Annotated in this window: 26 protein-coding genes and 1 pseudogene; 11 read left to right on the forward strand and 16 right to left on the reverse strand. The window is 51.2% G+C overall.

The genetic code is table 11. The features are described from left to right. Positions 1–108: 108 nt before the first annotated feature. On the forward strand, positions 109–2,052 hold the full coding sequence (locus OGV93_RS19000; protein ID WP_287109980.1) for a methyl-accepting chemotaxis protein: 1,944 nt from the start codon (positions 109–111) through the stop codon (positions 2,050–2,052). Positions 2,053–2,117: 65 nt separating this feature from the next. Here OGV93_RS19000 and OGV93_RS19005 read toward each other — a convergent pair whose 3' ends face one another. Both OGV93_RS19005 and OGV93_RS19010 read right to left on the reverse strand, forming a co-directional pair. Next, positions 2,118–3,485, reverse strand: a complete 1,368-nt coding sequence (locus tag OGV93_RS19005) for a glycoside hydrolase family 10-like protein (RefSeq protein ID WP_279267690.1) — start codon at positions 3,483–3,485, stop codon at positions 2,118–2,120. 12 nt (positions 3,486–3,497) lie between these two features. Next, the gene (locus tag OGV93_RS19010; RefSeq protein WP_016153085.1) at positions 3,498–3,785 is read right to left on the reverse strand and encodes a VF530 family protein; all 288 of its coding nucleotides are present in this window, start codon (positions 3,783–3,785) and stop codon (positions 3,498–3,500) included. 454 nt (positions 3,786–4,239) lie between these two features. Here OGV93_RS19010 and OGV93_RS19015 point away from each other — a divergent pair, with 454 nt between their 5' ends. Further along, complete coding sequence (locus OGV93_RS19015; RefSeq protein WP_016156532.1) at positions 4,240–4,956, forward strand: YebC/PmpR family DNA-binding transcriptional regulator; 717 nt, start codon at positions 4,240–4,242, stop codon at positions 4,954–4,956. A 187-nt stretch (positions 4,957–5,143) separates the two neighbouring features. Here the strand turns inward: OGV93_RS19015 and OGV93_RS23965 are convergent. Further along, positions 5,144–5,266: pseudogene (locus OGV93_RS23965) on the reverse strand (alpha/beta hydrolase); the annotation flags it as partial. A gap of 431 nt (positions 5,267–5,697) precedes the next feature. On the opposite strand from OGV93_RS23965, the gene tam reads away from it, so the two are divergent. Both tam and OGV93_RS19025 read left to right on the forward strand, forming a co-directional pair. Then, positions 5,698–6,456 (forward strand): trans-aconitate 2-methyltransferase, encoded by a 759-nt coding sequence (gene tam, locus OGV93_RS19020; RefSeq protein WP_287109981.1) that lies wholly within the window; start codon positions 5,698–5,700, stop codon positions 6,454–6,456. A 131-nt stretch (positions 6,457–6,587) separates the two neighbouring features. Continuing rightward, positions 6,588–6,965, forward strand: a complete 378-nt coding sequence (locus tag OGV93_RS19025) for a GFA family protein (protein ID WP_016153082.1) — start codon at positions 6,588–6,590, stop codon at positions 6,963–6,965. Here OGV93_RS19025 and OGV93_RS19030 read toward each other — a convergent pair. From OGV93_RS19030 to sad, 6 genes are all read right to left on the reverse strand, one after another. Then, positions 6,962–7,876: a bestrophin family protein gene (locus OGV93_RS19030; protein ID WP_016153081.1), complete on the reverse strand. Its 915-nt coding sequence runs from the start codon at positions 7,874–7,876 to the stop codon at positions 6,962–6,964. The genes OGV93_RS19025 and OGV93_RS19030 overlap by 4 nt on opposite strands. Positions 7,877–8,084: 208 nt before the next feature. Then, on the reverse strand, positions 8,085–9,536 hold the full coding sequence (locus OGV93_RS19035) for a tagaturonate reductase (RefSeq protein WP_016156489.1): 1,452 nt from the start codon (positions 9,534–9,536) through the stop codon (positions 8,085–8,087). Positions 9,537–9,642: 106 nt separating this feature from the next. Next, positions 9,643–10,170 (reverse strand): GNAT family N-acetyltransferase, encoded by a 528-nt coding sequence (locus OGV93_RS19040; RefSeq protein ID WP_049042173.1) that lies wholly within the window; start codon positions 10,168–10,170, stop codon positions 9,643–9,645. A gap of 81 nt (positions 10,171–10,251) precedes the next feature. After that, the gene (locus tag OGV93_RS19045; RefSeq protein ID WP_047359047.1) at positions 10,252–10,611 is read right to left on the reverse strand and encodes a DUF4186 domain-containing protein; all 360 of its coding nucleotides are present in this window, start codon (positions 10,609–10,611) and stop codon (positions 10,252–10,254) included. Then, positions 10,611–11,537 carry a glutaminase B gene (gene glsB, locus OGV93_RS19050; RefSeq protein ID WP_016153077.1) on the reverse strand — a complete coding sequence of 309 codons (927 nt, stop codon included), beginning with the start codon at positions 11,535–11,537 and terminating at the stop codon, positions 10,611–10,613. Before glsB ends, OGV93_RS19045 begins: the two co-directional genes overlap by 1 nt. A 175-nt stretch (positions 11,538–11,712) precedes the next feature. Then, positions 11,713–13,101, reverse strand: a complete 1,389-nt coding sequence (gene sad, locus OGV93_RS19055; RefSeq protein WP_287109984.1) for a succinate-semialdehyde dehydrogenase — start codon at positions 13,099–13,101, stop codon at positions 11,713–11,715. Between the two features lie 102 nt (positions 13,102–13,203). Between sad and ptrR the strand changes: the two genes are divergently transcribed. Together ptrR and OGV93_RS19065 are read left to right on the forward strand one after the other, a co-directional pair. Next, positions 13,204–14,079 (forward strand): putrescine utilization regulator PtrR, encoded by an 876-nt coding sequence (gene ptrR, locus OGV93_RS19060; RefSeq protein ID WP_016153075.1) that lies wholly within the window; start codon positions 13,204–13,206, stop codon positions 14,077–14,079. Between the two features lie 221 nt (positions 14,080–14,300). Then, entirely contained in the window at positions 14,301–15,497 is a 1,197-nt protein-coding gene (locus OGV93_RS19065) for a sugar transporter (RefSeq protein ID WP_019076778.1), read from the forward strand. Positions 15,498–15,532: 35 nt separating this feature from the next. On the opposite strand, the gene OGV93_RS19070 is transcribed toward OGV93_RS19065, so the two are convergent. Continuing rightward, on the reverse strand, positions 15,533–16,198 hold the full coding sequence (locus OGV93_RS19070; RefSeq protein WP_016153073.1) for a MarC family NAAT transporter: 666 nt from the start codon (positions 16,196–16,198) through the stop codon (positions 15,533–15,535). A 257-nt stretch (positions 16,199–16,455) separates the two neighbouring features. Between OGV93_RS19070 and marR the strand changes: the two genes are divergently transcribed. The 3 genes from marR to marB are packed head-to-tail and all read left to right on the forward strand — an operon-like array spanning position 16,456 to position 17,541. Beyond that, the gene (gene marR, locus OGV93_RS19075; protein ID WP_016156485.1) at positions 16,456–16,890 is read left to right on the forward strand and encodes a multiple antibiotic resistance transcriptional regulator MarR; all 435 of its coding nucleotides are present in this window, start codon (positions 16,456–16,458) and stop codon (positions 16,888–16,890) included. An 18-nt stretch (positions 16,891–16,908) separates the two neighbouring features. Continuing rightward, the gene (marA, locus tag OGV93_RS19080) at positions 16,909–17,292 is read left to right on the forward strand and encodes an MDR efflux pump AcrAB transcriptional activator MarA (RefSeq protein ID WP_003032424.1); all 384 of its coding nucleotides are present in this window, start codon (positions 16,909–16,911) and stop codon (positions 17,290–17,292) included. 30 nt (positions 17,293–17,322) lie between these two features. Beyond that, positions 17,323–17,541, forward strand: coding sequence for a multiple antibiotic resistance protein MarB (marB, locus tag OGV93_RS19085; RefSeq protein WP_016153071.1), 219 nt, complete (start codon positions 17,323–17,325; stop codon positions 17,539–17,541). A gap of 32 nt (positions 17,542–17,573) precedes the next feature. On the opposite strand, the gene eamA is transcribed toward marB, so the two are convergent. Beyond that, a complete protein-coding gene (gene eamA / locus OGV93_RS19090; RefSeq protein WP_019076776.1) occupies positions 17,574–18,473 on the reverse strand; it encodes an O-acetylserine/cysteine exporter in 900 nt (299 codons plus the stop codon). 198 nt (positions 18,474–18,671) lie between these two features. Between eamA and ydeE the strand changes: the two genes are divergently transcribed. Continuing rightward, a complete protein-coding gene (gene ydeE, locus OGV93_RS19095) occupies positions 18,672–19,859 on the forward strand; it encodes an efflux MFS transporter YdeE (RefSeq protein ID WP_046276385.1) in 1,188 nt (395 codons plus the stop codon). 40 nt (positions 19,860–19,899) lie between these two features. On the opposite strand, the gene urtE is transcribed toward ydeE, so the two are convergent. The 5 genes from urtE to urtA are packed head-to-tail and all read right to left on the reverse strand — an operon-like array spanning position 19,900 to position 25,367. After that, positions 19,900–20,598, reverse strand: coding sequence for an urea ABC transporter ATP-binding subunit UrtE (gene urtE, locus OGV93_RS19100; RefSeq protein ID WP_046276386.1), 699 nt, complete (start codon positions 20,596–20,598; stop codon positions 19,900–19,902). A 9-nt stretch (positions 20,599–20,607) separates the two neighbouring features. Beyond that, the gene (gene urtD, locus OGV93_RS19105) at positions 20,608–21,405 is read right to left on the reverse strand and encodes an urea ABC transporter ATP-binding protein UrtD (RefSeq protein ID WP_053389811.1); all 798 of its coding nucleotides are present in this window, start codon (positions 21,403–21,405) and stop codon (positions 20,608–20,610) included. Then, positions 21,405–22,478 (reverse strand): urea ABC transporter permease subunit UrtC, encoded by a 1,074-nt coding sequence (gene urtC / locus OGV93_RS19110; RefSeq protein WP_287109986.1) that lies wholly within the window; start codon positions 22,476–22,478, stop codon positions 21,405–21,407. The genes urtD and urtC overlap by 1 nt, the downstream gene beginning before the upstream one ends. Further along, positions 22,478–24,052 (reverse strand): urea ABC transporter permease subunit UrtB, encoded by a 1,575-nt coding sequence (gene urtB / locus OGV93_RS19115; RefSeq protein ID WP_287109987.1) that lies wholly within the window; start codon positions 24,050–24,052, stop codon positions 22,478–22,480. The genes urtC and urtB overlap by 1 nt, the downstream gene beginning before the upstream one ends. Positions 24,053–24,095: 43 nt before the next feature. Continuing rightward, positions 24,096–25,367: an urea ABC transporter substrate-binding protein gene (gene urtA, locus OGV93_RS19120; RefSeq protein ID WP_287109989.1), complete on the reverse strand. Its 1,272-nt coding sequence runs from the start codon at positions 25,365–25,367 to the stop codon at positions 24,096–24,098. Between the two features lie 486 nt (positions 25,368–25,853). Between urtA and mgtS the strand changes: the two genes are divergently transcribed. Beyond that, on the forward strand, positions 25,854–25,949 hold the full coding sequence (mgtS, locus tag OGV93_RS19125) for a protein MgtS (RefSeq protein WP_003032406.1): 96 nt from the start codon (positions 25,854–25,856) through the stop codon (positions 25,947–25,949). Positions 25,950–26,141: the final 192 nt, after the last annotated feature.

Here is a 26,141-nt window from a genome sequence, read left to right on the forward strand (position 1 = left end):
TGTGACAATGTCACCTATTTATTTTGTGATACTTAAGAAAACTTTATAAAGATATAAACGCCTGTGCCGATACTGGATAAAAGTTAGCCTTTTGCAGAAGGAGTTTGTATGGCCTGGTATCCTACTCGTATTTCAACGCGTTTAACCATCGGCGGCATTCTGCTGCTTGCAGTCACGACCCTTGTTATTGTGGTGATTATGCTCTGGCGTGGTCAACCGCGCGTCGTTGAAATCAACACCGCCCTGATCGAAGAAACAGGGCAAGGTTTAACCCGCCAGTTGAGTACCGTATTGTCCCGAATTGAAGGTGAGACCGTCAGCTTGTCACGACTGGCTGAGGTGCTGCCAAATGATGAATCTCTTTACCAAAGCGTCGTTCCGCATCTGATTGGTGAAGATAAAGATTCGATTATTACCGGCGGCGGCATCTGGCCAGAACCAGACGCTTTCACCGCAGGTGTGGAGAAAAGAAGCTTTTTCTGGGCGCGTAATGCTGAAGGTAAACTGGTGTATTCCAACGACTATAACATCGAAGGGTCAAGCGGATACCACAATGAAAACTGGTATCAGCATGCTAAAGGGCATTCACAAAACAGTTGCCTATGGTCTGATGTCTACCAGGACGCCAGTTCAGGCGTCAACATGGTGACGTGCAGCGTACCTTATCAACTGGCGGGCAAGTTTGCCGGTGTCGCCACCACCGATATTCGCCTGGATAACGTCGCCACTTTCATGCAGCAGCAGGGAAACAGCACCGGTGGTTACGCGTTTGTGGTGGACAAGCAGGGACAAATCCTCTATTTCCCGCAGGCCGATCTGGCGAAATATAAAACCATTAACGATCTGGCGCAAAGCGCGCAATGGCTTATCCCGGTGGAAAACGGTCTGAAATCTCTGCGCCCAGCGGACGGGGTGAAAACGATTACGCTTGCAAATGATAACGTCCTGAATTCGGCTTCACGGGTGATGCTGTTCCCGATGGCGGATACCGGTTGGGTTGTTGGTCTTGCGACGCCTGAATCGCGTATCGTCGGCCTTGCCAAAGTGATGATGCAGGACGTGCTGGAAGTGTTGATCCCGATCATGACTCTGTTGCTGGTGGGATCCTGGCTGGTGGTTCGCCGACTGATTTCACGTCTTGATGATACCCGTCAGGCTCTCGATGACATTGCGCAGGGAGAAGGCGATCTTACCCGTCGCCTGGATGTGCGTGGCAAAGATGAGATTTCCGCTATCGCCGAAGCGTTTAACCTGTTCGTCGATAAAATCTCAGCCATCCTGATCACTGTCAGAAGCAGTAGCGTAGTGGTGGCGAATAACGCTGTCAGCCTGGCAGACAGTAATATGGAACTTTCATCTCGCGTGACGCAACAGGCCGCTGCGCTGGAAGAGAGTTCGGCGGCGATGGAACAGTTAAATGCGACCGTTCATCAAAATGCCAGTAATACACAACTGGCGGATGAGCTCTCCGATAGCACCGCGCAAACGGCCAACCGCTGCGGCGATGTTATGCAGGGTGTTATCTCTACAATGGATAACGTCAGTGCCTCATCCGGCAGAATGGTGGAAATTGTCGCGGTTATCGACAGCATTGCGTTCCAGACCAATATTCTCGCCCTGAATGCTGCGGTTGAAGCCGCCAGAGCAGGTGATGCCGGGAGAGGGTTTGCCGTTGTGGCCTCCGAGGTGCGTACGCTGGCCCAGCGCAGCGCCACCGCCGCGCAGGAAATAAAAGCATTGATCGATGAATCCGTTTCTCATGTAGGTAGCGGAAGTCAGCAAATTCACAATGCGGGCGAACGTCTGGGAGAGCTGGTCAGTAATGTACGTCAGGTACGTCAGTTGATGGGGGAAATACGCGTTGCGGGTGAAGAACAACGCAAGGGCGTTTCCGAAGTTACGCTGGCCGTTACCGAAATGGACAGCACCGTTCAGCAAAACGCCTCGTTAATAGATGATGCCGCCGCGCGAACGCAGGCGCTGAAAGAGGAGGCGGAACAGCTGGCGATGCTGGTCTCATCATTCAGATTGCCTGAGCCTTCAGTTGTCTGATGGATCGGTTAAGAGCGTCCGTATAACCGGACGCTCTTGCGTTATAAATCCAATACGGACGACCATTAACGCCCCCAACGACTGCGAATATAGGTCACGGCTTCCTGCGTTTGCGGCTGATTAAGGTAATCTTCGCGAAACAAAATTGTGCCGTTAATGTGCGGTTCAGACTCGTTCAGATCGAGCTGTTTTTTCAGCTCCGGCACACCGCCTTTGACCGTCCAGTCAGGTTCTTTTCGCGACGGCTCACCGACTTTGTACAACGCCACGCCAATATACAGGCGGGTGTTGGTTGATTTGACGACATCTGCCCACCATTTCGCCAACACATCGTAACGCGCCGCATCGCGGGCAAAAGGCCAGTACAGCTGCGGGGCGATGTAGTCCAGCAAGCCTTGTTGCACCCAGCGGCGGGTGTCCGCATACGATTCATCATAGGCTGCCGCGCCGCGCGTGTCGGAGCCCGCCGGATCGTGCGAACGGTTGCGCCACACGCCCGCAGGGCTGACGCCAAATTCAACTTCAGGTTTGAGTTTCTTGATGGTTCGTGAAACCTGAGCGATCAGCCGTTGCGTGTTATCGCGCCGCCAGTCAGCTTTGGAGACAAATCCCTGGCCATATCTTCTGAAGGTCTGGCTGTCGTTGAGCGCAGAGCCTGGAGACTCGGTATAGAAGTAATCATCGAATTGCACGCCGTCAACCGGGTAATTCTCAACCACTTCAGCCACGATGCTGGTTATCCAGTCACGCACTTCGGGAATACCGGGATCTAACACAAAACGCTCGCCCGAGGTACGGATCCAGTCCCGATGCAGGACATAAACGCTGGAAGGCGTCTGTGACAGCGTGTTGTTTAATTCGGTAACCGTTGCCGGTTTAGTGTTAACGGACACGCGGTAGGGGTTAAACCAGGCATGGACTTTCATTCCGCGTTTATGCGCTTCATCGAGCATAAACCGTAACGGATCGTAACCCGGATCCTGACCAATCTTACCGGTCAGGGTATCTGACCACGGCAAGATTGTAGATTGCCACAGCGCAGTGGCATCGGGCTTCACCTGGAAAAAAACGGTGTTAATACCAAGACGTTTCAGGTTATCCAGCTTGTCCGTCAGCGCCTTTTGCTGCTGGCTGATACGAACGGTAGGCGAGCTGATGTTGACGGATGAAATCGGCGGCCAGTCAAGACGCGAAACCGTTGCCAGCCAGATACCGCGTACCGGCTCCTTGCTCTGCTGTGGTTTGCCTACCGGGGGCAGTGGGGTGATTTTTGAACCTGGCGGCTGTGAAGAACAGCTGCCAAGTAGCAACATACTGCCTACGAGCAGCGCGAACCATTTCATGTTGGTTCGCGGCAGCCTGGCTCGGGAACGGGCGAGAATATTCGCCAGTTTTTTCTGATAATTTGCTGAAATAAAACCGGATGCTGACATCAGATTTTGCTCTTAATTCTTCTTGTTGCGGCTGTTAGCCCAGGGATCGAACGCCGGTTCGGTGGTGTTATTTGAGGCAAGGTCATGCAGTGAATCCAGGTACAGCGCTTCAACTTCTGCCCGCGCCCAGGGCGTGCGGCGCAGAAACTTCAAACTGGATTTAACGCTCGGCTCATTTTTAAAGCAGTTGATATTAATGCGTTGCGCCAGCTCAGCCCAACCATAACGATCAACCAGTGCATTGACCTGCATTTCAAGCGTTACGCCATGTAAAGGGTCTTTAGAAATATGAGCATTCATATGAAGTCCAGTTCAGTGGTTCCAGATTTTGTCAGTAGTGCAACGGGAAGAAGGTTACAAGAAAGCGGGGCGACCAGCAATGGCATCTGTTCCTCAGGCTTTCATGATTAAGAAGTAAACATCAGCCAGACATTGCTGAAGAAAAGATCTGGATTAGATGCATTCATTAATCTTAAGTGGGTATTTATACCTGGATTGTTACTCCAGTTTCTCTTTATTTATGTATTATCGCTGTCATTCGACTATTAAAATAAAAAAACAAAAAATCTAAAAAAAACGAAAATAACATATCCATAATGTTAACTATTGATAAAATTAAAGTAACATTTAGTAAAACATGGATATTTTGTTTTTCATGGACGAGAGTTTACATATCATGATATAATATTGCGGAAAAATTTGCAGGCTATTAATCTGCATGTAATGTAAATGAATTTCTGAGGAGACTATTCCAGTGGGACGTAAATGGGCAAATATTGTTGCTAAAAAAACTGCTAAAGACGGTGCAACGTCTAATATATATGCAAAATTCGGTGTAGAAATCTATGCCGCTGCCAAACAAGGTGAACCAGACCCAGAATCAAACTCAGCTTTAAAATTCGTTATTGAACGTGCGAAACAAGCACAGGTTCCTAAACACGTTATTGATAAAGCAATTGATAAAGCCAAAGGCGGCAGCGATGAAACGTTCGTGCAAGGGCGCTATGAAGGCTTTGGTCCAAGTGGTTCACTGATTATCGCTGAAACGTTGACGTCAAATGTTAACCGTACGATTGCTAATGTCCGCTCAATTTTCAATAAAAAAGGCGGGAATATCGGAGCGGCAGGTGCTGTCAGCTATATGTTTGACAATACCGGGGTGATTGTATTTGAAGGAACAGATCCTGACCATATTTTTGAAATTTTGCTTAATGCTGATGTAGATGTTCGCGATGTAACCGAAGAAGAGGGAAACATCGTTATTTATACTGAATCTACAGACCTTCATAAAGGAATTGCAGCCCTGAAAGCCGCAGGGATTACTGAATTCTCAACGACAGAATTAGAAATGATTGCTCAATCAGAAGTTGAACTTTCGCCAGAAGATTTAGAAATCTTTGCAGGACTCGTTGATGCCCTTGAAGATGACGATGATGTTCAAAAAGTCTATCACAACGTTGCAAACCTCTAATTATAAATAAAGGAATCTGTTATTGCGGCAGATCTTTAACTTATAAAGTTGTTACAAAAATATCTAGCCCGATACATTGATTATAAAAAAAGAAAAAATTTACGGTAGAAAATCAAAGTGACTGTCTGCTTTTGCTCAAGGCAGACAGTCATGTCCAGCAGTTTTCAGTCAGGATTAGCAGGGGGAGCTTTTCCAGGAATGAAAAAACCGCTTCCTGGCTTCCTGACTCGAAGGCGACAACAGCTCTGACCTTATCGTTTTTCATCACTGTGTACCAACCGGAACCGCCAAACTGAGAATGGCTAAAGAGGGATCTGCATTCGGGGTCATCTGACGAAAACTTTTTACCGTAGCAGATAAGGGAAGGGTAAGGATTTGATGGAACGGCGTCAGCTAAGGGGTATGAACTAAGCATTCATCAAATACTAAATTGTATTTAACATAATATACATTATGCGCACTGATGTTGAGTAAGGTAGAATCTGATGCTTTATGGTAATCCTTGTGCTGCTCGATAATGATGGCCAAACCTCTTTTCAAATGCCGTTACCAGCGCTAACACTGAACATCAAAACTGATAACTGTAGTTCACGCAGGCAAACCACAGACATGCCAATCTGTCTTCCTGGCATATTTCTGCCCTTATCCTTCATTATCATATAATCTTCTAAATGAAATGGCTCACCGGCAAGGACTTATGCGGTCCTTTCTGCCTTTTTCTTTCATACTGGAGATTCATTCATGGCTGACTGGAACCCTTCGCTTTATCTGCAATATGAAACTGAACGTTCAAGACCCGCAGCGGAATTACTCAACAAAGTGGCGTTAGAGAGTGTTCGTTCAGTTGTTGATCTTGGCTGTGGTCCGGGAAACAGCACGGCATTACTGCATCAGCGCTGGCCTTCGGCTGTAATAACCGGGGTTGATTCCTCACCCGCCATGCTGAATGAAGCGCGCAACGCATTACCGCAATGCCATTTTATTGAAGCGGATATCAGTCAGTTCCAGCCCGAGCATCCTGTGGATCTGCTTTACGCAAATGCGTCTTTACAATGGGTACCCGATCACTATGAACTATTGCCGAACCTGGTATCGCTGCTGGGTCGCAACGGCGTTCTGGCCGTGCAAATGCCGGATAACTGGCTGGAACCCACGCATGTTCTGATGCGCGAAGTGGCTTATGAACAGGGTTTCCCGGACCGGGGTCGTGCGCCACTTCCTGGCGTACATGCCTACTATGATATTTTGACCGAAACTGGCTGTGAGGTGGATATCTGGCGCACCACGTATTATCACATTATGGATTCTCATCAAGCAATTATCGACTGGGTAAGTTCTACAGGCCTGCGCCCCTGGTTACAGGATTTGAGAGAAAGCGAGCAACGTCAGTATCTGGCGCGCTACCACGAACTACTTCAGGAGCAATATCCACTGCAGGAAAATGGCAAAATTTTACTGGCATTTCCCCGATTGTTTATTGTTGCGCGCCGCAATAATTAAGCATTTATCATCAGATAGATCACAGGAATAGAGGATCGCCTATGAGCGCCCTCGCCTTTTTAACATAAGGATCTAGTGACAATGCGAGGCATCTGCTAGTGTCTTGCCACGTGTTTCCGACGGGAGTCGTTATGTCTAAAGTCTACATTGGTGGGTGTCTTTGTGGTTCGATCCGCTTCACGGCCAGCAGTCCTAATAATTCCCATACCTGCTCCTGCGATATATGCCGGAAACATACGGGCGCACCGACCGTCGTCTGGATTGAGTTTGATGCAGAAAATGTAGAATGGACGGGAAAAGCCGGAAAACCGACAACCTGGCGCTCATCAGAAACGAGTTGTCGAGCCTTTTGCCCTCAGTGCGGCAGTTCCGTGGGCGCTATTGATGACGCCCCGGTAATTGCACTTTTAGCCGGGGCTTTTGATGACCCTAACGATGAAGACCTGGCGCCAGAGTTTCATTCGTTTTCCGATATGCAGCCAGCCTGGTGGCAAAACGAACGTAACTAAGTTAGTTGGTAATGCTTATCAGGCATGTGTTTTGCTGGCACATTTGTTTCATCGTTCATCTGCAGCAAATCGATTTCGATCGCATTGCAAATCGCATCCAGCGGCAGGTCATTGTTCTCTGTGCCAAACGGATCTTCAAGCTCTTCTGCAAGCGTGTCGAGCGAGATAAAAGTATAGGAAATAAGCACCGAGATAAACGGTGTCATGTAGTGCAGATCCACCACTAACGCGAATGGCAGCATGATACAAAACAGGTATACCGTGCGATGAAGGATCAAAGTATAAGCAAACGGGACCGGTGTATTCGCAATCCGCTCACAACCAGCCAGTACCGCAGACATATCGTTTAACCTATTGTTTAAACTATGAAATAATATGTCTGACAGTTGACCATTACGCCTGCGCACGGCCAACCACTCTCCCATCAACAACAAAATGCGGTTTGCTGGAGATTGTGAGGCAAATACCGTCTGCAGATCTTTCTCGCTGAGGTACTTCGCCAACGGCTCTGCCTGTGGCTTTCGACGTAAAGTCATGCGTAAACAGTGGGCAAACGCGATTTGCAGACGAACAAACTGCCCTAATTCGGCGTCATCCGGTAAGGTGGTTTTTACCTCACGCAGTAGCGATCGGGAAGCAATCATCAACTGCCCCCACAGGTGTCGGGCCTCAACGTAACGTGAATAACAGGCGTTATTGCGAAAACCTAAAAAGATTGCAATCGCCACGCCGAGAATGCTGAATGGCGCCAGGGTGAATTTGATTCCCAGCATCGTATACCACGGAAGCATGATAATAACGGCGATGGAGAGCAGGAAGTTCAGCAGCAGTCGTGAAAAGATTTTAGATAATACTGACCCATGCCAGACGAATATCAGGCGTAGCCAGTGTTGTTGGGGGCGAACGATCATGGTTTTCTTCGGGAAAATGTGAAATCCATCACATTAGACGCGATCATGATCAATGTTGCAAGTTAATCGCAACATTAACTAAACAACTTTTGCGCTGCCAGAACCACCGCGCACCGGAGTTACAGAACGGTGTAGTCATTAATAAACAATAGTATGTTGTAACTAAATAATGTTCTATAAAAAACCCGGCCTGAGCCGGGTTGTCTTCTTAGCACAATGGCTTAACGGCTTCACGCATGCCTTTGGCCAGAATGGTATCCAGATCGGCTGAAACCTGCTCCACGAGTCCGGAAACCTGAGTCAGATCCTGTTCCCAGTGTTCTTTAACGCCCAGTACCGATTTGACTAACTCTTCAGTGCTTATCTGGCGGTCATGATGCTGGGACCACAGCTGTTGAAAACGTGCCACCCAGTGCGCATCATCCTGGACCGGATAAGCCTCACCGTTACGCTCTCCACGATAGAAAGCAATCAGCGCGGCAAGCGCAAACGTCAGGCGCGCCGGCAGTTTACCGCTGGCCTGTTGCCCTGCCAGCAGCTGCGGCAAAATACGGGTACGGAATTTAGTCATGCCGTTCAGGGCAATCGACAGCAACTGATGCTTGATGTATGGATTGCAGAATCGACCGGTCACCGCGCTGGCGAAAGACGCCAGCTCATCGCGGGGTAAATCCAGTACCGGAATGATCTCTTCATAAATCGCTTTTTCAACGAAGGCGCAAATCTCTGCGTCATTCATCGCCTCACCCACGGTGTCCAGCCCTGCCTGCCAGGCAACGGGAACCAGTGCGGTGTGTGCGCCGTTGAGAATCGCCACTTTTCGTTCTTTGTACGGTTTGATGTCATCAACAATCAGGACATTAAGCGGATATTTATCCAGACGTAGTTCTGCAGCTAATGACTTCGGTCCCTGAATAACGAACAGATAGAAGTGTTCTGCAGTGTCGAGGAAGGCATCGTGATAGCCCAACTCAGCTTCCAGTTTCTCCACTTCGTCACGCGGATAACCGGTAACAATGCGGTCCACCAGCGTGGAGCAAAATGCGTTGGCCTGATCCAGCCACTGAATAAATGCCTCCGGCAGCGCCCACTCCTGAGCGTAGCGCAGGACCAGTTCACGCAGCGCATCACCATTGTAATCAATCAGTTCGCAAGGAATGATAATCCAGCCTTTATCCGACGCGCCATTAAAATGGCTGAAGCGTTCGAACAACAGTCGGGTCAGTTTAGCCGGATAACTCACCGCCGGTGCATCCTCAAACTTATCGCCCGCGTGGTAGCTGATGCCCGCTTCAGTCGTGTTGGAGAACACAAAACGCATATCTGGATTATGCGCCAGCTTCAGGAACTCATCGTATTCGCTATAGACGCTGATTTCGCGGTTAACCGAACGGATCAAACGGGCATCGCTTACGGCCTCGCCCTTCTCATTCAAACCACGAATGATGGTGGTATAAAGACCATCCTGCGTACTCAGCGATGGCGGGAAGGTACTTTCGATGGGACGAACAATGACTACACCAGCGTTCAGATCGGTATGTTCGTTCAGCAAATCGACTTGCCAGTCAACAAAGGCGCGCAGGAAGTTTCCTTCACCAAACTGAATAATGCGTTCAGGATACTGAGCACCGGGGAAATCGCGACGATTTAGTGTTTGCACAATGGGTTCCCTTTTTAATTAGTCATACAACCTGATTGAATTGGTCCAATAGGTTAGCAAACTTTAATACATTGAAACCCTGTTTTGATCAATCCCCGGCGACAAATTAGAGAGTTTTGTAGAAAAGTGTGGTTCCGGTCAGCTTCCCGTCAGGCATTTTTGCATAGTCCGGTATCACCCCTACTTTTTGCCATCCACAATTGTGGTAGAACAACTCAGCGTCACTCCCCGTCGCTGTATCAAGCACCAGCAGCGTTTTCCCTTGCTGACGCGCGTAGTTTTCGAGTTCGTTCATCAACGTCCGGGCAACACCACCGCGCCGCGCTGAGGGGTGAACCAGCAGCTTGGCGACATCAGCACGATGAGGTTGGTTTTCGGGTTGATCGATAATGAGCTGGACGGTACCGACCAGCACCCCCTGTGCGTTCTGCGTACCCAGAACAATCCTTTCTCCACGGTCAACGCTTTGCGCGACACTTATCCAGAAAGGCCGTGATTTATCACCACTAAAAGGGAGCATAAAGCTGACAGAGGCGCCATCATTGACGCATGTTTCAAGGATGTCGCTGAATTCATCGATTCTCGACAGAATCTGGGCTGCGCTCAGCACAAAGCAGGGTTTACAGGAAGCCATTTTTTTCTCCTTAGAATGACCCCTTCATACTGCTTTTAACAATTGCACAACACAAGGAGTCATATCATAGGATTATGTTATCTATGGCTTGTTCATCTGGATCACTAGCCAGTGATAGATAACCGTGACAACGTAACGCTGCTGTTCATCGTTTAACGCCACACCCTGAGGGATATCATGCCATTTCGCCAGACATCCCCGACAACAGGTCGCCGTAGCATGTTGAGCGATAAATACCGGATGCCCGCGCATGGGCGTCTGCTTACCGTCATTGGCAGGAAACGCGGGCGCCAGCCGTTTGGCAATAAAATCCGTGGCGTGTTGTTCGATAACCGGCGCGCCTTTATCCAGACAATACTGCCTTTCTTTCTGGCCAAGGCGAAACCGCGAGCGAAACGTTGATTTCGCCAGCCGGGCAAAAAGAGGATCGAGCGAGTTCATCAGTAAACCGAGCGCCCCAGTTGTTGCGTTAATTGCTCCAGCACGGCGATACCCGCCAGCGAATTTCCCGCCGCATCCAGTTCCGGACTCCAGACGGCAATCGCCATCTCGTGAGGCACGATAGCCACGATACCGCCCCCCACACCAGATTTCGCCGGTAAGCCCACTCGCCAGGCAAATTCCCCTGCGTTCTGATACATGCCACTGGTCGCCATCAGCGCGTTGATTTGCCGGGCCTGCATGGGCGTCACCACGGGCTCAGCAAGATGAAAAGCATGTCCCTGATTTGCCAGAAAGACGAACGTGCGCGCCAGCTCCACACAGCTCATTTTCAGTGCGCAGTAGTGAAAGTAATTTTGCAAAACGGTGGTCACGTCATGGTGAAAATTGCCAAAGGACTTCATTAACCAGGCAATAGCCGCGTTACGCGCCGAGTGCTCAAACTCAGAACGCGCCACCGTCGCATCATAGGCGATATCCGAAACGCCGCTTAGCGCCCGTACCACTTCCAGCATCCGTTGACGCGGTGCGCTCAGACGTCCTTGCAGCATATCGCAAACCACCAGCGCCCCGGCGTTGATAAAGGGATTGCGTGGGATCCCTTGCTCCATTTCCAGCTGCACCAGGGAGTTAAAAGGATGACCGGAAGGATCCTTGCCGACACGTTGCCAGATCTCATCTTCCTGATAGTGACGCATCGCCACGACCAGACTGAGCACCTTTGAAATTGACTGAATTGAAAAGCGCTCTTGCGCATCCCCCGCCTGATAGTGCTGTCCATCGACGGTGCAAATAGCAATACCCAGTTTTGAACCGTCGACAGAAGCTAAGGCAGGAATGTAATCAGCGACTTTACCCTGACCAATCAGCGGACGAACCTGCTGCACAATGGTCTCTAAAATTGAATTGTCCATGGCCCTGGCCACAACATGCTCCTTGCTCGCAGGTATGAAAGGCCTGCGAGTATAACAGAGCTGAATACGCAGCGTCAGGCCGGAAGGCGGAATCTGGCCACGGTCTGCATGAGCGGGTGAGATTCATGCCGTAGACAGAAACATTGCAGAATTAAGGCCGGTGCCCCCGTCGGAGGCACCCACACCATCAGAGGCGGTTTTTCCAGACGGTCTGTACATTACAAAACTCATGCAGACCAAAGTGTGAAAGCTCGCGGCCAAAACCACTTTTCTTCACGCCGCCAAAAGCAACGCGGGCATCGCTGGCGCTGTAACCATTGATAAATACGCCCCCACACTCCAGGCGTGACGCCATCTTCTGCGCCAGAGCTTCATCCGCGGTGAACACCGTGGCTGATAAGCCGAAATCACTGTCATTAGCCAGCGCTAAGGCATGTTCCGCATTCTTTGCAACGGTAATCGCTGCAACCGGGCCAAACAGCTCCTGACGAAAAGCCGTCATCTCCGGGGTGACATCCCCCAGAACCGTCACGGCATAGTAATTGCCCTGACCCGCGATTTTTTCCCCGCCGAGAAGTAACCGCGCGCCTTCGGCAAGGGAGGCTTCGAGCTGCTGATGCAGCTCATCGCGCAGATCAAATCTTGCCATCGGACCCAGATCGTTTTCTTCGTTCAGCGGGTCGCCCATTTTGAGCGCGCTCGCGGCCGCCACAAAACGAGCCGTAAATTCTGCCGCAATTCCTTCTTCGATAATAAAGCGCTTTGCTGCCGCACAAACCTGCCCGGTATTCTGATAACGACCGGCGACCGCCGCCTTAACGGCCAGATCGAGGTCAGCATCATTAAGAACAATAAACGGATCGGAACCCCCCAGTTCAAGCACGCATTTTTTCAGCGCCGCACCCGCCTGAGCACCAATCGCCGCACCGGCTCGAACGCTGCCCGTCACCGTTACCGCCGCGATACGCGGGTCATTGATCATCTGACTTACCCCGGCGTTATCGGCATTCACCCAACCATAAACACCCGCGGGAACGCCCGCATCAGCAAAAACCTGCGCGATAATCGCAGCACAGCCGGTTACGTTTGGTGCATGCTTTAACAGATAGCCATTTCCGGCCAGCAGAATTGGAATGGCGCCGCGAAGTACCTGCCAGAGCGGGAAGTTCCACGGCATGATCGCCAGAATAGTTCCAACGGGGCGATACTCAATCACCGCCTGGTTGTTCTCCACCAGCGTAGGTTCCGGGTTGAGCATCGCCGGTCCATGTTCGGCGTACCAGTCACACAATGCGGCTGATTTGGCAACTTCACCACGCGCCTGCTTGATGGGTTTCCCCATTTCACGTGAGATACACTGCGCCATCTCTTCCGCGCGATGACGCAGAGCCTGCCCGATATGACGCAGCGTTTGCGCACGGTGCTCAACGGCAGTGTGTTTCCATTCGCGGTAGCCATTCGCGGCAAGGCTCAGCGCATGTGCAATCTCTTCAGTACTGGCCCACGGCATTGCCGCCAACCTTTCACCGTTGGTAGGGTTAACGGAAATCGCATGTGTTGCTGCTGTGATAGTCATAAGTGCCTCTCTTTATCGCAGGGTATGGTCATATCATGCGCATATTTACTCTTTCTGAAAAATGAATAATATTAACCACACCATTCACGAATAGAGAATATTATGGATCTGACGCAACTGGAAATGTTTAACGCCGTCGCGGAGACAGGCAGTATTACGCAGGCCGCCGCGAAGGTGCATCGCGTGCCATCCAATCTCACCACCCGTATTCGCCAGCTTGAAGCCGACCTTGGCGTCGATCTGTTTATTCGTGAAAATCAGCGTTTGCGGCTTTCCCCGTCCGGGCACAATTTTTTACGCTACAGCCAGCGGATCCTCGCCCTGGTTGACGAGGCGAGAATGGTCGTCGCCGGCGATGAACCGCAGGGGTTGTTCTCTCTTGGTTCGCTCGAGAGTACTGCCGCTGTGCGGATCCCTGCCACGCTGGCTGAATATAATCAGCGTTACCCCAAAATTCAGTTTGCGCTGGCGACAGGTCCTTCAGGCACGATGCTGGACGGCGTGCTCGACGGGACGCTGAACGCCGCCTTTGTCGACGGCCCAATTACTCATCCAGGTCTTGAAGGAATGCCGGTCTACCGTGAAGAGATGATGATAGTCACTCCGCACGGTCATCCCCCTATCCAGCGGGCCAGCGACGTTAACGGTTGCAGCATTTACGCCTTTCGCGCCAACTGTTCCTATCGTCGCCATTTTGAAAGCTGGTTTCATGCCGATCGCGCAATGCCTGGCACCATTCATGAAATGGAGTCGTATCACGGCATGCTGGCTTGCGTCATTGCCGGTGCGGGTATCGCGCTGATCCCGCGTTCGATGCTGGAGAGCATGCCAGGACACCATCAGGTCCACGCCTGGCCGCTAAGCGAAAACTGGCGCTGGCTGAATACGTGGCTGGTCTGGCGCAGAGGGGCAATGACGAGGCAACTGGAAGCGTTTATTGAGGTATTGAACCCTCAGTTGTCGAAAAGCACGGAATAATTCGCGATTCTCAAACAACGCCATAAATAGCGTTCCGGGTGAATTCTCACGCCCGGAATTTCATTAATAATGAAACAGTTAAAATTACGCGAAATGTTCAGCAGTCAATTTTGCCACCCAGTCAATGAAATGGGATCTGCATCACGAAATGATTGTATTTTAGCCAGCAAAAGTTTTAAGATCGTGGCCTTACCTTTTCGCAGCTAATCCACCTAATTGATATGACAACAGACACTGTTTCCCGCAAGGTCGCGTGGCTTCGGGTAGTTACGCTTGCCATTGCCGGTTTTATTTTCAATACCACCGAGTTTGTCCCTGTCGGTTTGTTGTCCGACATCGCACAAAGTTTTAATATGCAGACCGCTCAGGTCGGGATCATGCTGACGATCTACGCCTGGGTTGTCGCCCTGATGTCGCTGCCTTTCATGCTGCTTACCAGCCAGGTAGAACGCCGCAAACTTCTGATCTGCCTGTTTGTCGTTTTTATCGCCAGCCACGTTCTCTCTTTCCTGGCATGGAATTTTACCGTGCTGGTGATCAGTCGTATCGGTATTGCTTTTGCCCACGCTATTTTCTGGTCGATCACCGCATCGCTGGCGATTCGCCTGGCTCCAGCCGGGAAACGCGCGCAGGCTCTCAGCCTGATTGCGACCGGCACCGCGCTGGCGATGGTGCTAGGCCTGCCTATCGGGCGCATCGTTGGCCAGTATTTTGGCTGGCGTACTACCTTCTTCGCCATCGGTATGGGGGCGTTAGTCACCCTACTTTGCTTGATTAAGCTCCTTCCAAAATTACCCAGTGAGCATTCCGGTTCATTAAAAAGCCTGCCGGTTTTATTCCGCCGTCCGGCATTGATGAGCCTGTATCTGCTGACGGTGATTGTGGTCACCGCGCATTACACGGCCTACAGCTATATCGAACCATTTGTACAGACCGTCGCCGGGCTGAGCGCAAACTTTGCCACCGTGCTGCTGCTGGTTCTGGGTGGCGCGGGTATTGTCGGTAGCGTCATTTTTGGCAAGCTGGGTAATCAACATGCTTCCGTATTGATTAGTAGCGCCATTGCCCTGCTGACGGTGTGCCTGGTGCTGTTACTGCCCGCAGCGGACAGCGAAATGCATCTGGCCGTCCTGAGTATATTCTGGGGCATAGCCATTATGTTGATAGGCCTGGGTATGCAGGTGAAAGTGCTGGCGCTGGCCCCGGATGCCACCGACGTCGCAATGGCCCTTTTCTCAGGTATCTTTAATATCGGGATAGGCGCTGGCGCGCTGGTGGGAAATCAGGTGAGTCTGCACTGGTCAATGTCTACGATTGGTTACGTAGGTGCAGTGCCTGCGGTTGTGGCGTTCATATGGTCGGTGATTATCTTCCGTAAATGGCCAGTATCACTGGAAGAGCAGCCTCAGCATTCATAAAAGCGTGCCCGGTAGACAATACCGGGCACGTTGTTTTAAGCGTAAGTTTTAATGATTTCCAGCACGCCGTTAATAATAAACTGCACGCCCATACATACCAGCAGGAAGCCCATCAGACGGGAGATCGCCTCAATACCGCCTTTGCCGACCAGGCGCATAATTCCGCCAGAACTGCGTAAACAGCCCCACAGGATAACCCCGACCACCGCAAAAATAATCGGCGGTGCGACCATTATCACCCAGTCCGGAAACTCAGCCCCATGACGCACGGTGGACGCCGAGCTGATGATCATTGCAATCGTACCCGGACCCGCGGTGCTTGGCATGGCCAGCGGAACAAATGCAATATTGGCAGTCGGTTCATCTTCCAGTTCTTCTGATTTGCTTCTCGCTTCCGGAGAGTCATGTGCCTTCTGCTGTGGAAACAACATTCGAAAGCCGATAAACGCAACGATTAACCCACCCGCGATACGTAACCCGGGAATCGAAATCCCGAAGGTATTCATCACCAGTTGTCCGGCATAATACGCCACCATCATGATGGCAAACACGTAAACGGACGCCATGAGTGACTGACGGTTACGCTCTGCGCTGTTCATGTTGCCGGCAAGGCCGAGGAACAACGCCACGGTGGTTAACGGGTTTGCCAACGGTAACAGGACTACCAGCCCCAGTCCTATTGCTTTAAACAAGTCCATCATAATGTCATCTTTCCTGTGCGTTAATCGTCAACGGCAAGTATACGGTGAAATCCGGGAGATAAGCCATTTTCGCGGTGTAAGGATTCATTTTTCATCCGCACGTATAAGCCATAATTTTCAAACCGTTAAAATTCCACTCGCCAGAAATTGAGTCTGATGATTTAGCAAAACGTGGCATTTGCTGACCCATTCATTTGACTTATATTTGCCTAAGCAATAATATCAGCCGTGACTAACTACTTGCCAGGGCAACCATTGTGAAAAGCACCAGTGATCTGTTTAACGAAATCATCCCACTGGGTCGTTTGATCTACATGGTTAATCAGAAAAAAGATCGTTTGCTAAACGACTATCTGTCACCGCTGGATATCACGGCATCACAGTTCAAGGTGCTCTGCTCCATCCGTTGCGCGGTGTGTATTACCCCTGTCGAATTGAAAAAAGTGCTGTCTGTCGATCTCGGCGCCCTGACGCGGATGCTGGACAGGCTGGCCTGTAAAGGCTGGATAGAAAGGCTTCCGAATCCACATGACAAGCGAGGCGTGCTGGTGAAACTCACCGAGCATGGCGCGGCAATTTGCGAGCAGTGTCATCAATTAGTAGGGCAAGACCTGCACCAGGAACTAACAAAAAACTTAACGGCGGATGAAGTGACCACGCTTGAGCATTTGCTGAAGAAAATCCTGCCGTAAACAGAAAGAGGTATGACGATGTCCAGACGCAATACTGACACAATCACTATTCATAGCATTTTGGACTGGATCGAAAATAACCTTGAATCGCCGCTCTCGCTGGAAAAGGTGTCAGAGCGTTCAGGTTACTCCAAATGGCACCTGCAACGGATGTTTAAAAAAGAAACCGGTCATTCACTGGGTCAATACATCCGTAGCCGTAAAATGACTGAAATAGCGCAAAAATTAAAAGAGAGTAACGAGCCGATCCTTTATCTGGCGGAGCGTTACGGCTTTGAGTCCCAGCAAACGCTGACCCGGACATTCAAAAACTATTTTGATGTTCCGCCGCATAAATACCGTATGACGAATATGCACGGCGAATCACGCTATTTGCTGCCACTCAATCAATGTAATTGCTAATCGCCAGTTAACGACGTAACCGAGGAAATCATGAAACTTCTGTCTTATGCGATGCTGGCCCTGCTGTATGTTGTTTCAGGCCAGAGCATGGCGGAACAGACCGCGCAGCCTGCCACACAAAACAGTCGTGACGCGATGATTATGCCACCTGCGCACGATCGGTCCCCGTTCGATTTTAATCATATGGGTGCAGGCAGCGACAAATCCGACGAATTAGGTGTGCCTTATTACAATATGCGCAACCTGTAATTTTTTTGCCCCGTCACTGCGGGGCTTTTTTTTTACCCTCTCGCCTGCGCAGTCTTACGCAACCGAAAGCCAAACACATTGATGTACAATCCAGCCATGATCAGCAGCGCACCGAGCAGTTGTAATCCGGTAAGCGTTTCATCCAGCAGCACGGCCGCACTCGCCAGTCCAACAACCGGCACCAACAGCGACAACGGCGCGACACGCCAGGTTTCATAACGCCCGAGTAAAGATCCCCAGATGCCATAACCCACAATGGTCGCCACAAACGCCAGATAAACCAGTGACAGAATGGTGGTCATATCTATCGTCACCAGACTTTGGATAATTTGCGTTGGGCCATCGAGAAGTATTGAGGCGAGGAAGAATGGGACAACAGGAATCAACGCACTCCATACCACCAACGACATCACCGCCGGGCGTGACGTATGCTGCATGATTTTTTTATTAAAGATATTCCCGCTGGCCCAGCTTAGCGCCGCCGCCAGCGTCAGCATAAAACCGAGCATGCCGACATGCTGTCCGTTCAGACTGGCCTCAATCAGCACCAGCACGCCAAATATGGCCAGCGCAATCCCTACCCGTTGTTTACCTTGCAGACGTTCACCAAAGGCGAATGCCCCCAGAATGATGGTGAAAAACGCCTGAGCCTGTAATACCAGAGAAGCTAACCCGGCAGGCATACCGAATTTGATGGCGCTAAAGAGAAACGCGAACTGCCCAAAACTGATGGTCAGCCCATAGCCGAGCAGCAGTGAAAGCGGAATTTTCGGCCGGGCAACAAAGAAAATCGCCGGAAATGCCACCAGTAAAAAACGCAACCCAGCCAGCATTAAGGGTGGCATATTGTGTAGCCCGACTTTGATGACGACAAAGTTCAGCCCCCAAACCACAACGACCAGTAACGCTAATAACCCGTCTTTACGCGACATACCACCGCCCCTGCGAATATTAAATTTTTGTAAACAAATTAAAGTAACGGAAATCGTTGTGCCGTAACAGATCATTAATTCAGGTAGGCCACACAGGGCATTTTCGGACAACTTATTGAGTGTACATCACACTTTTAGCATGCTATTTGTTTCTGATATCTAAAAAAAACATAACAACATGCATTGTCGGGCAGGAAAATGAATATCTCTCTGAGAAGGTCCACTCTCGCGTTACTCGCGTCATCATTGTTATTAACGATTGGGCGTGGCGCCACGCTGCCCTTTATGACGATCTACCTCAGCCGACAGTACAATCTGAGCGTCGACCTGATCGGTTATGCGATGACGGTCGCACTGACCATTGGCGTCGTGTTCAGCCTTGGCTTTGGTATTCTGGCCGACAAGTTTGATAAAAAACGCTATATGCTGCTGGCTATCTGCGGCTTTGCCTCTGGCTTTATTGCTATTCCACTGGTGCAAAACGTAGTGGTAGTGGTTTTGCTCTTTGCCCTGATCAACTGCGCCTACTCCGTCTTCGCCACGGTGCTGAAAGCCTGGTTTGCCGATAATCTCTCGGCGACCAACAAAACAAAAATTTTCTCGCTTAACTATACCGTGCTGAACATCGGCTGGACTGTAGGCCCACCGCTGGGCACGCTACTGGTGATGCAAAGCATTAACCTGCCGTTCTGGCTCGCTGCTGCATGTTCAGCACTCCCTCTGGTGTTTATCCAGACCTGGGTAAAACGTTCACCGGCAGCATCAGAAGGTTTGAACGCGGCAGTTTGGTCCCCCTCGGTACTGCTGCGCGACAGAGCATTATTCTGGTTTACGCTGTCAGCATTTTTGGCGTCATTCGTTGGTGGTGCCTTTGCGTCCTGTATTTCGCAATACGTTATGGTGGTTGCAGACGGCGATTTTGCCGAGAAAGTGGTGGCAGTCGTCCTGCCTGTTAACGCCGCCATTGTGGTATCACTGCAATATGCCCTCGGGCGCAGGCTCACCGCCACCAATATCCGCCCGCTAATGACTGTAGGCACGCTGTTCTTTGTGGTCGGTCTGGTTGGCTTCACCTTCTCCGGCAACAACCTGGTGTTATGGGGCATTTCTGCGGCCTTTTTCACTATCGGTGAGGTCATTTACGCGCCGGGTGAATACATGCTCATCGACAACATCGCGCCTGCAGGAATGAAAGCCAGCTATTTTTCCGCCCAGTCGTTAGGCTGGTTGGGCGCAGCGGTAAACCCATTAGTCAGCGGCGTCATTTTAACCACATTGCCGCCGTGGTCGCTGTTTGTGGCGCTGATGGTGGCGATCGTTCTTGCCTGGGCGCTAATGATAAAAGGCATGCGCGCCAAACCCTGGGGCCAGACGGCGGTCTGCTAATGATGATCGCGACAGAGCCAAAGCCGCTCTGTCGCGAATCTCAAATGGCGACCAGCCCTCGAACGCCTTCGGATTCCATATTTTTACCGTCACCGCTTTGAATAATGCTGCCTCGCGACATGAGTAAGTATTTGTCGGCCAGTTGCTGCGCAAAATCATAGAACTGCTCTACCAGCAAAATGGCCATGTCACCCCGGTGCGCCAGTTGAGAAATCACCTGCCCAATTTCTTTAATCACCGACGGCTGGATCCCCTCCGTGGGCTCATCGAGGATTAACAACTGCGGGCGACTGGCCAGCGCTCGCCCAATCGCCAGTTGCTGCTGTTGCCCGCCGGACAAATCTCCACCCCGCCGATGTTTCATCTCCTGTAGAACCGGAAAGAGCGCATAGATATCATCCGGCACACGTCTGGCCTCCTGTGCTGAAAAACGGGAAAGGCCGAGCAGCAGGTTCTCTTCTACCGTCAGACGCGGGAAAATATCGCGCCCCTGTGGTACATACGCCACACCGGCCCTGACCCGCTGATGCGGCTTCCAGTGAGTGACATTTTTCTCCTGCCAGAACACACTCCCGCTGCGGGCAGGAATAAGCCCCATCAGGCACTTCAGAAGCGTCGTTTTACCCACGCCGTTACGCCCCAGCAGACATGTCACCTCGCCGATACGCGCCTCAAAGTTCACACTTCGCAGAATATGGCTGCCACCATAATATTGATTCAGTTCTTTCACCTGCAGCATCTGTGCTCCTTAACGCCCGAGATAAACTTCAATAACCTGCTCATTGGCCTGCACTTCGCGCAGACTTCCCTGAGCCAGAACGCGTCCCTGGTGTAAGACCGTGACGCGATCGGCAATGGTTTCGACAAATCCCATATCGTGCTCAACAACCATCAGCGAGTGCTTCCCGGCAAGCTTACGAAACAGCTCCGCAGTGTATTCCGTCTCCGCATCCGTCATGCCCGCCGCGGGTTCATCCAGCAGCAGTAAATGCGGCTCCTGTACCAACAGCATGCCAATTTCGAGAAACTGTTTTTGCCCGTGAGAAAGCAGCCCGGCGCGGCGGGCCCGCTCGTTGCCCAGCCGCAAAAGCGCCAGTATTTCATCTATACGATCCCGTTGTTCGCCGGTGAGGTGCGCCCGTAAAGAGCTCCAGACAGATTTATCGCTTTTCAGCGCCAGCTCCAGATTCTCCTCCACCGTTAACGCTTCAAATACCGTGGGTTTCTGAAACTTCCGCCCAATCCCCTGACGTGCAATGGCGATGGGGTCCAGCGTTGTTAAATCGGTCGACTGATCGTATATCGCCCGACCACTTTGCGGCCTGGTTTTACCGGTAATAACATCCATTAGCGTCGTTTTTCCGGCACCGTTGGGACCAATGATGCAACGCAGTTCCCCAACGCCAATATTGAGCGTGAGATCCGTTAACGCCTGGAAGCCATCGAAGTTAACGTTAATTTTTTCCAGCTGGAGCACCGGGTCCGTTTGGTTGCGAAACCGATCGCCTGGCATCTGGCGAGTAAAAAGCCCTTCATCTGGCTGCATTATTTGTCTCCCTTGCGAAACAGACCCATCACGCCACGAGGTAAAAACAGCGTAACGCCAATAAAGATCAGGCCAAGAAACAGCTGCCAGTATTCCGGCATAATGACGGTAAACAGACTTTTAGCGCCGTTCACCAGTACGGCGCCAAATACCGGGCCAATCAGGGTTCCACGCCCGCCGAGGGCAACCCAAATCGCCGCTTCTATCGAGTTGGTCGGCGACATTTCGCTGGGGTTAATGATTCCCACCTGCGGAACATACAACGCGCCCGCCAGGCCGCACAGCACGGCGGAAAGCGTCCACACCAGCAGCTTGAAACCTTTCGGATCGTAACCACAGAACATCAGTCGGTTCTCGGCGTCGCGCACGGCAGTGAGAATTCGACCAAACTTACTGCGGGCCAGCGCCAGTCCCAGCCATATTGCCAGCACCAGCAGCATGACCGTCGCCAGAAACAGCGCGATACGGGTTGAGGTCGCGGTCACCGGAAATCCCAGAATGGTGGTAAAACCGGTAAAACCGTTATTTCCCCCAAAGCCGGTTTCGTTGCGGAAAAACAGTAACATTCCGGCGAAAGTCAGGGCCTGAGTCATGATGGAGAAATAGACCCCTTTGATTTTTGAACGGAAGGCAAACCAGCCAAATACCAGCGCCAGCAGACCCGGCACCAGCACAACCAGCAATATCGCCCAGATAAAATGTTGCGTTCCCCACCAAAACCAGGGCAGCTCGGTCCACGACAGAAACGACATAAAGGCCGGTAATCCTTCGCCGGAAGCCTGGCGCATCAGGTACATTCCCATCGCATATCCCCCCAGCGCAAAGAAAATACCGTGGCCCAGCGAGAGCATTCCCGCATAGCCCCACACCAGATCCAGCGCCACAGCCACAATGGCATAGCAGAGAATTTTCCCGGCCAGAGTCAATGTCCACACCGATATGGCCAGCGGATGATCCGCAGGTAACAGCGCCAGAAACGGCAGAATAATCAGCGCCAGCAGTAACCCCAGCCCCAGGATGCGTGTCGCGCGCGGCGCTTTACGCGCCAGCGTTAATGTCATTGGCATCGTCATCAGTCAATAACCCTCCCTTTCAGCGCGAACAGCCCCTGAGGACGTTTCTGAATAAACAAAATAATCAGCAACAGAATCATAATCTTACCGAGAACCGCTCCCACCTGAGGCTCAAGAATTTTGTTGAAAATCCCAAGCCCAAACGCAGCGGCTACACTCCCCGCGAGTTGTCCCACGCCGCCCAGCACCACCACCAGAAACGAATCGATAATGTAGCTTTGCCCCAGCTCCGGTCCTACGTTGCCTAACTGCGAGAGCGCTACGCCCCCCAGTCCGGCAATCCCTGAACCAAGACCAAAGGCCAGCATATCCACACGTCCGGTAGGTACGCCGCAGCAAGCCGCCATATTGCGATTTTGCGTCACCGCACGTACGCGCAGTCCGAGACGGGTTTTATTCAACAACAGCCAGGTGAAGAACAGCACCAGAATGGCAAAGCCAAACACCACAATTCGGTTCCACGGCAAAATCAGATTGGCATAAACCTGAATGCCCCCGGAAAGCCATTCCGGATTAGCGACTTCAAGGTTTTGCGCGCCGAAGGACATACGCACTAACTGGATAAGCATCAGACTGATCCCCCACGTTGCCAGCAGGGTTTCGAGCGGACGCCCGTATAAATGGCGGATCACTCCGCGCTCGAGTAGCATTCCAACCCCAGCGGTAAGCAAAAAGGCGACCGGAAGCGCAATAACCGGATACCAGGCCAACCATTGCGGGAAAAACTGGCCCATCAGCTGTTGCACCATCCAGGTACCGTAAGCGCCGAGCATTAACATCTCACCATGCGCCATATTAATGACGCCAAGTAAGCCGTAGGTTATCGCCAGACCCAATGCCGCCAGCAGCAAAATGGAGCCCAGCGACAATCCCATAAATGCCTGTCCAAGAAGATCGCCAACCTTCATGCGATGCGCGATGGCATTCAGGCTTTCGTCAGCGGCAGCACGAACGCGGGCATCAGGTTCATGTTCAGCATGGGTGAATGGCTGCAGGCGCGCCTGGGTTTCAGGATCGTTCGACGCCCCTAGCAGTTCGATTGCCTGACGTCTGATCTCAGGCGAGGTGCTGGTCAGTTGCAGGTTTGCCAGTGCAATAGCCAGTAAAGATTTCACGTCAGCATCGGGCTCCTGGGCCAGTCGTTGCTGCAAAAACGGCAGCATCCCCGGCTGGGCCTCACGCTGTAATGTACGCGCTGCCCCGCCTCTTTGCGTGACACTGTCACTTAAGAGCTGGTGGACGGCCAAGGTTCCGGCAACCAGATTACGCAGGCGGTTAGTCAGGCGGATTTTTTTTAGCTCGCCGTTCGGACCTGCCGCCATTCCTAGCGGTTGTACGTGCGACCCGTTCATGATGAACGCGTTTTTCGCGTTATCTGTCAGCAGGTTCTCATCACTCAGCGCTTTGAGCACCGGCAAGCGTTGAACGTCGGGTTTTACCGACCATTGTTCAAGTAAGGCGGCCTGCTGAGTCCGGTTGGCGGCGGTAAAGGTATCGGCATCTGCGGCCTGCGCTATCCACGGCAAAAGCCACGTCAGCAACAACACACCACGAATAAAGCGCATGGCTTTCATGAGCATTCTCCAAAGCGTTGCCCTCCCGCAGGAGGGCGTAAGATCAGTTGCTGGCGGTTTTAACGGGCTGTTCAGATTTTTTATCATTACCGGCGATATACGGACTCCACGGCTGGGCGCGAACCGGCGCTTCGGTTTGCCACACCACGTTAAACTGGCCGTTGCCTTCAATCTCGCCAATCATGACGGGTTTATGCAGGTGATGGTTGGTCGCATCCATGGTCAGGGTAAATCCTGATGGTGCCGAGAATGATTGTCCTGCCATAGCCGCCCGGACTTTATCCACATCGGTAGTTCCGGCTTTTTCTACTGCCTGCGCCCACATATGCAGGCCAACATAAGTGGCTTCCATAGGGTCGTTGGTCACCACCGAATCAGCATTCGGTAGCTTATGCGCTTTGGCATACGCCCGGTAATCTGCGACAAACTTCTTGTTGGCCGCATTATCTACGGACTCAAAGTAGTTCCACGCAGCCAAGTTGCCCACCAGCGGTTTAGTATCGATACCGCGCAACTCCTCCTCACCCACAGAGAATGCCACCACCGGAACATCCGTGGCTTTCAGGCCCTGGTTCGCTAACTCTTTATAGAATGGAACGTTAGAATCCCCGTTGATGGTCGATACCACCGCCGTTTTTCCTCCTGCGGCGAATTTTTTAATACTGGCAACAATGGTCTGGTAATCGCTGTGTCCGAATGGGGTATACACCTCTTCAATGTCTTTATCGGCCACGCCTTTCGAATGCAAAAAGGCGCGTAAAATTTTGTTAGTCGTACGCGGATAGACATAGTCCGTACCCAGCAGGTAGAAGCGCTTAGCGCTGCCGCCGTCCTCACTCATCAGATACTCAACCGCCGGGATCGCCTGCTGGTTAGGCGCAGCGCCGGTATAGAAGACGTTAGGCGACATCTCCTCACCTTCATATTGCACCGGGTAAAACAGCAAACCGTTCAATTCTTCAAATACCGGTAAAACCGATTTACGCGAAACCGATGTCCAGCAGCCGAAAACCGCCGCTACCTTGTCCTGGCTCAGTAACTGACGTGCTTTTTCAGCAAATAACGGCCAGTTCGAGGCTGGGTCAACCACCACCGGTTCCAGCTTTTTGCCCAACACACCGCCCTGCGCATTGATTTCATTAATAGTCATCAACGCCACATCTTTCAGCGGCGTTTCGGAAATAGCCATGGTGCCGGATAACGAATGCATGATGCCAACCTTAATAGTGTCGGCCGCCTGAACGCTAAAACTCATTCCCATTGCGACAACAGAGGCGGAAAGCGCAAAAGCTTTTAAAAATGTACGACGCTGCATAGTTTCACTCCTGAAATTAGTCTTGTTGAAAGCTCCGGTGCAGCCGGGCAGACAAAACGGTGCAAATTAAGGGTATTCAGAAGTGATAAGGCAAAAACGATGCCAGATATTAAAACATCATATAAAATCAATGAATTAGAATTTTAGGCACAAAAATCAGTATTAATTTTTGCCGCCAGAAGGATTAATCGCGTGAAACATTGAACCACAATGAGACAACTCTGCATTATAAACGTGCAACAATCTGTGTCTGTCACACACGGTCATAACGGCGTGCCCCGGTATAAAAACGTGGTTATTTGTTCGCAGATAACCGTGCCTTGTCACTATTATTTATTTTTCCCGACGTAATCACGTCAAAATTTTACTTTTCCGCCGAAATAATCACACAGTTCAGCCTTTGTTTAAGATTGAATTGCTACTATAGTCATAAGCGAGGTGAACTTAAGGTAAGAGAGGAAACTCACAAATAAAGGAGCATTTACTATGCTGGGTAATATGAATATTTTTATGGCTGTTCTGGGAATTATTTTATTTTCCGGTTTCCTGGCCGCGTATTTTAGCCACAGATGGGATGATTGATGAACGGAGATAGTCCTGAACCGACCCGGCCCCTTGCTGCGTAGCTGCACAAGGGGCCATTTTTTACCTGAATTCCCCCTCCCGGCACCTTTTCCCTGATGTACAGATAAAAAAAACCGCCGGATAAACCAGCGGTAAATGCTTGCATGGATAGATTTGTGTTTTGCTTTTATACGCTACCTGGCAATTCCC

The sequence above is a fragment of the Citrobacter sp. Cb031 genome (assembly GCF_030336725.1).
GTDB lineage: Bacteria > Pseudomonadota > Gammaproteobacteria > Enterobacterales > Enterobacteriaceae > Citrobacter > Citrobacter braakii.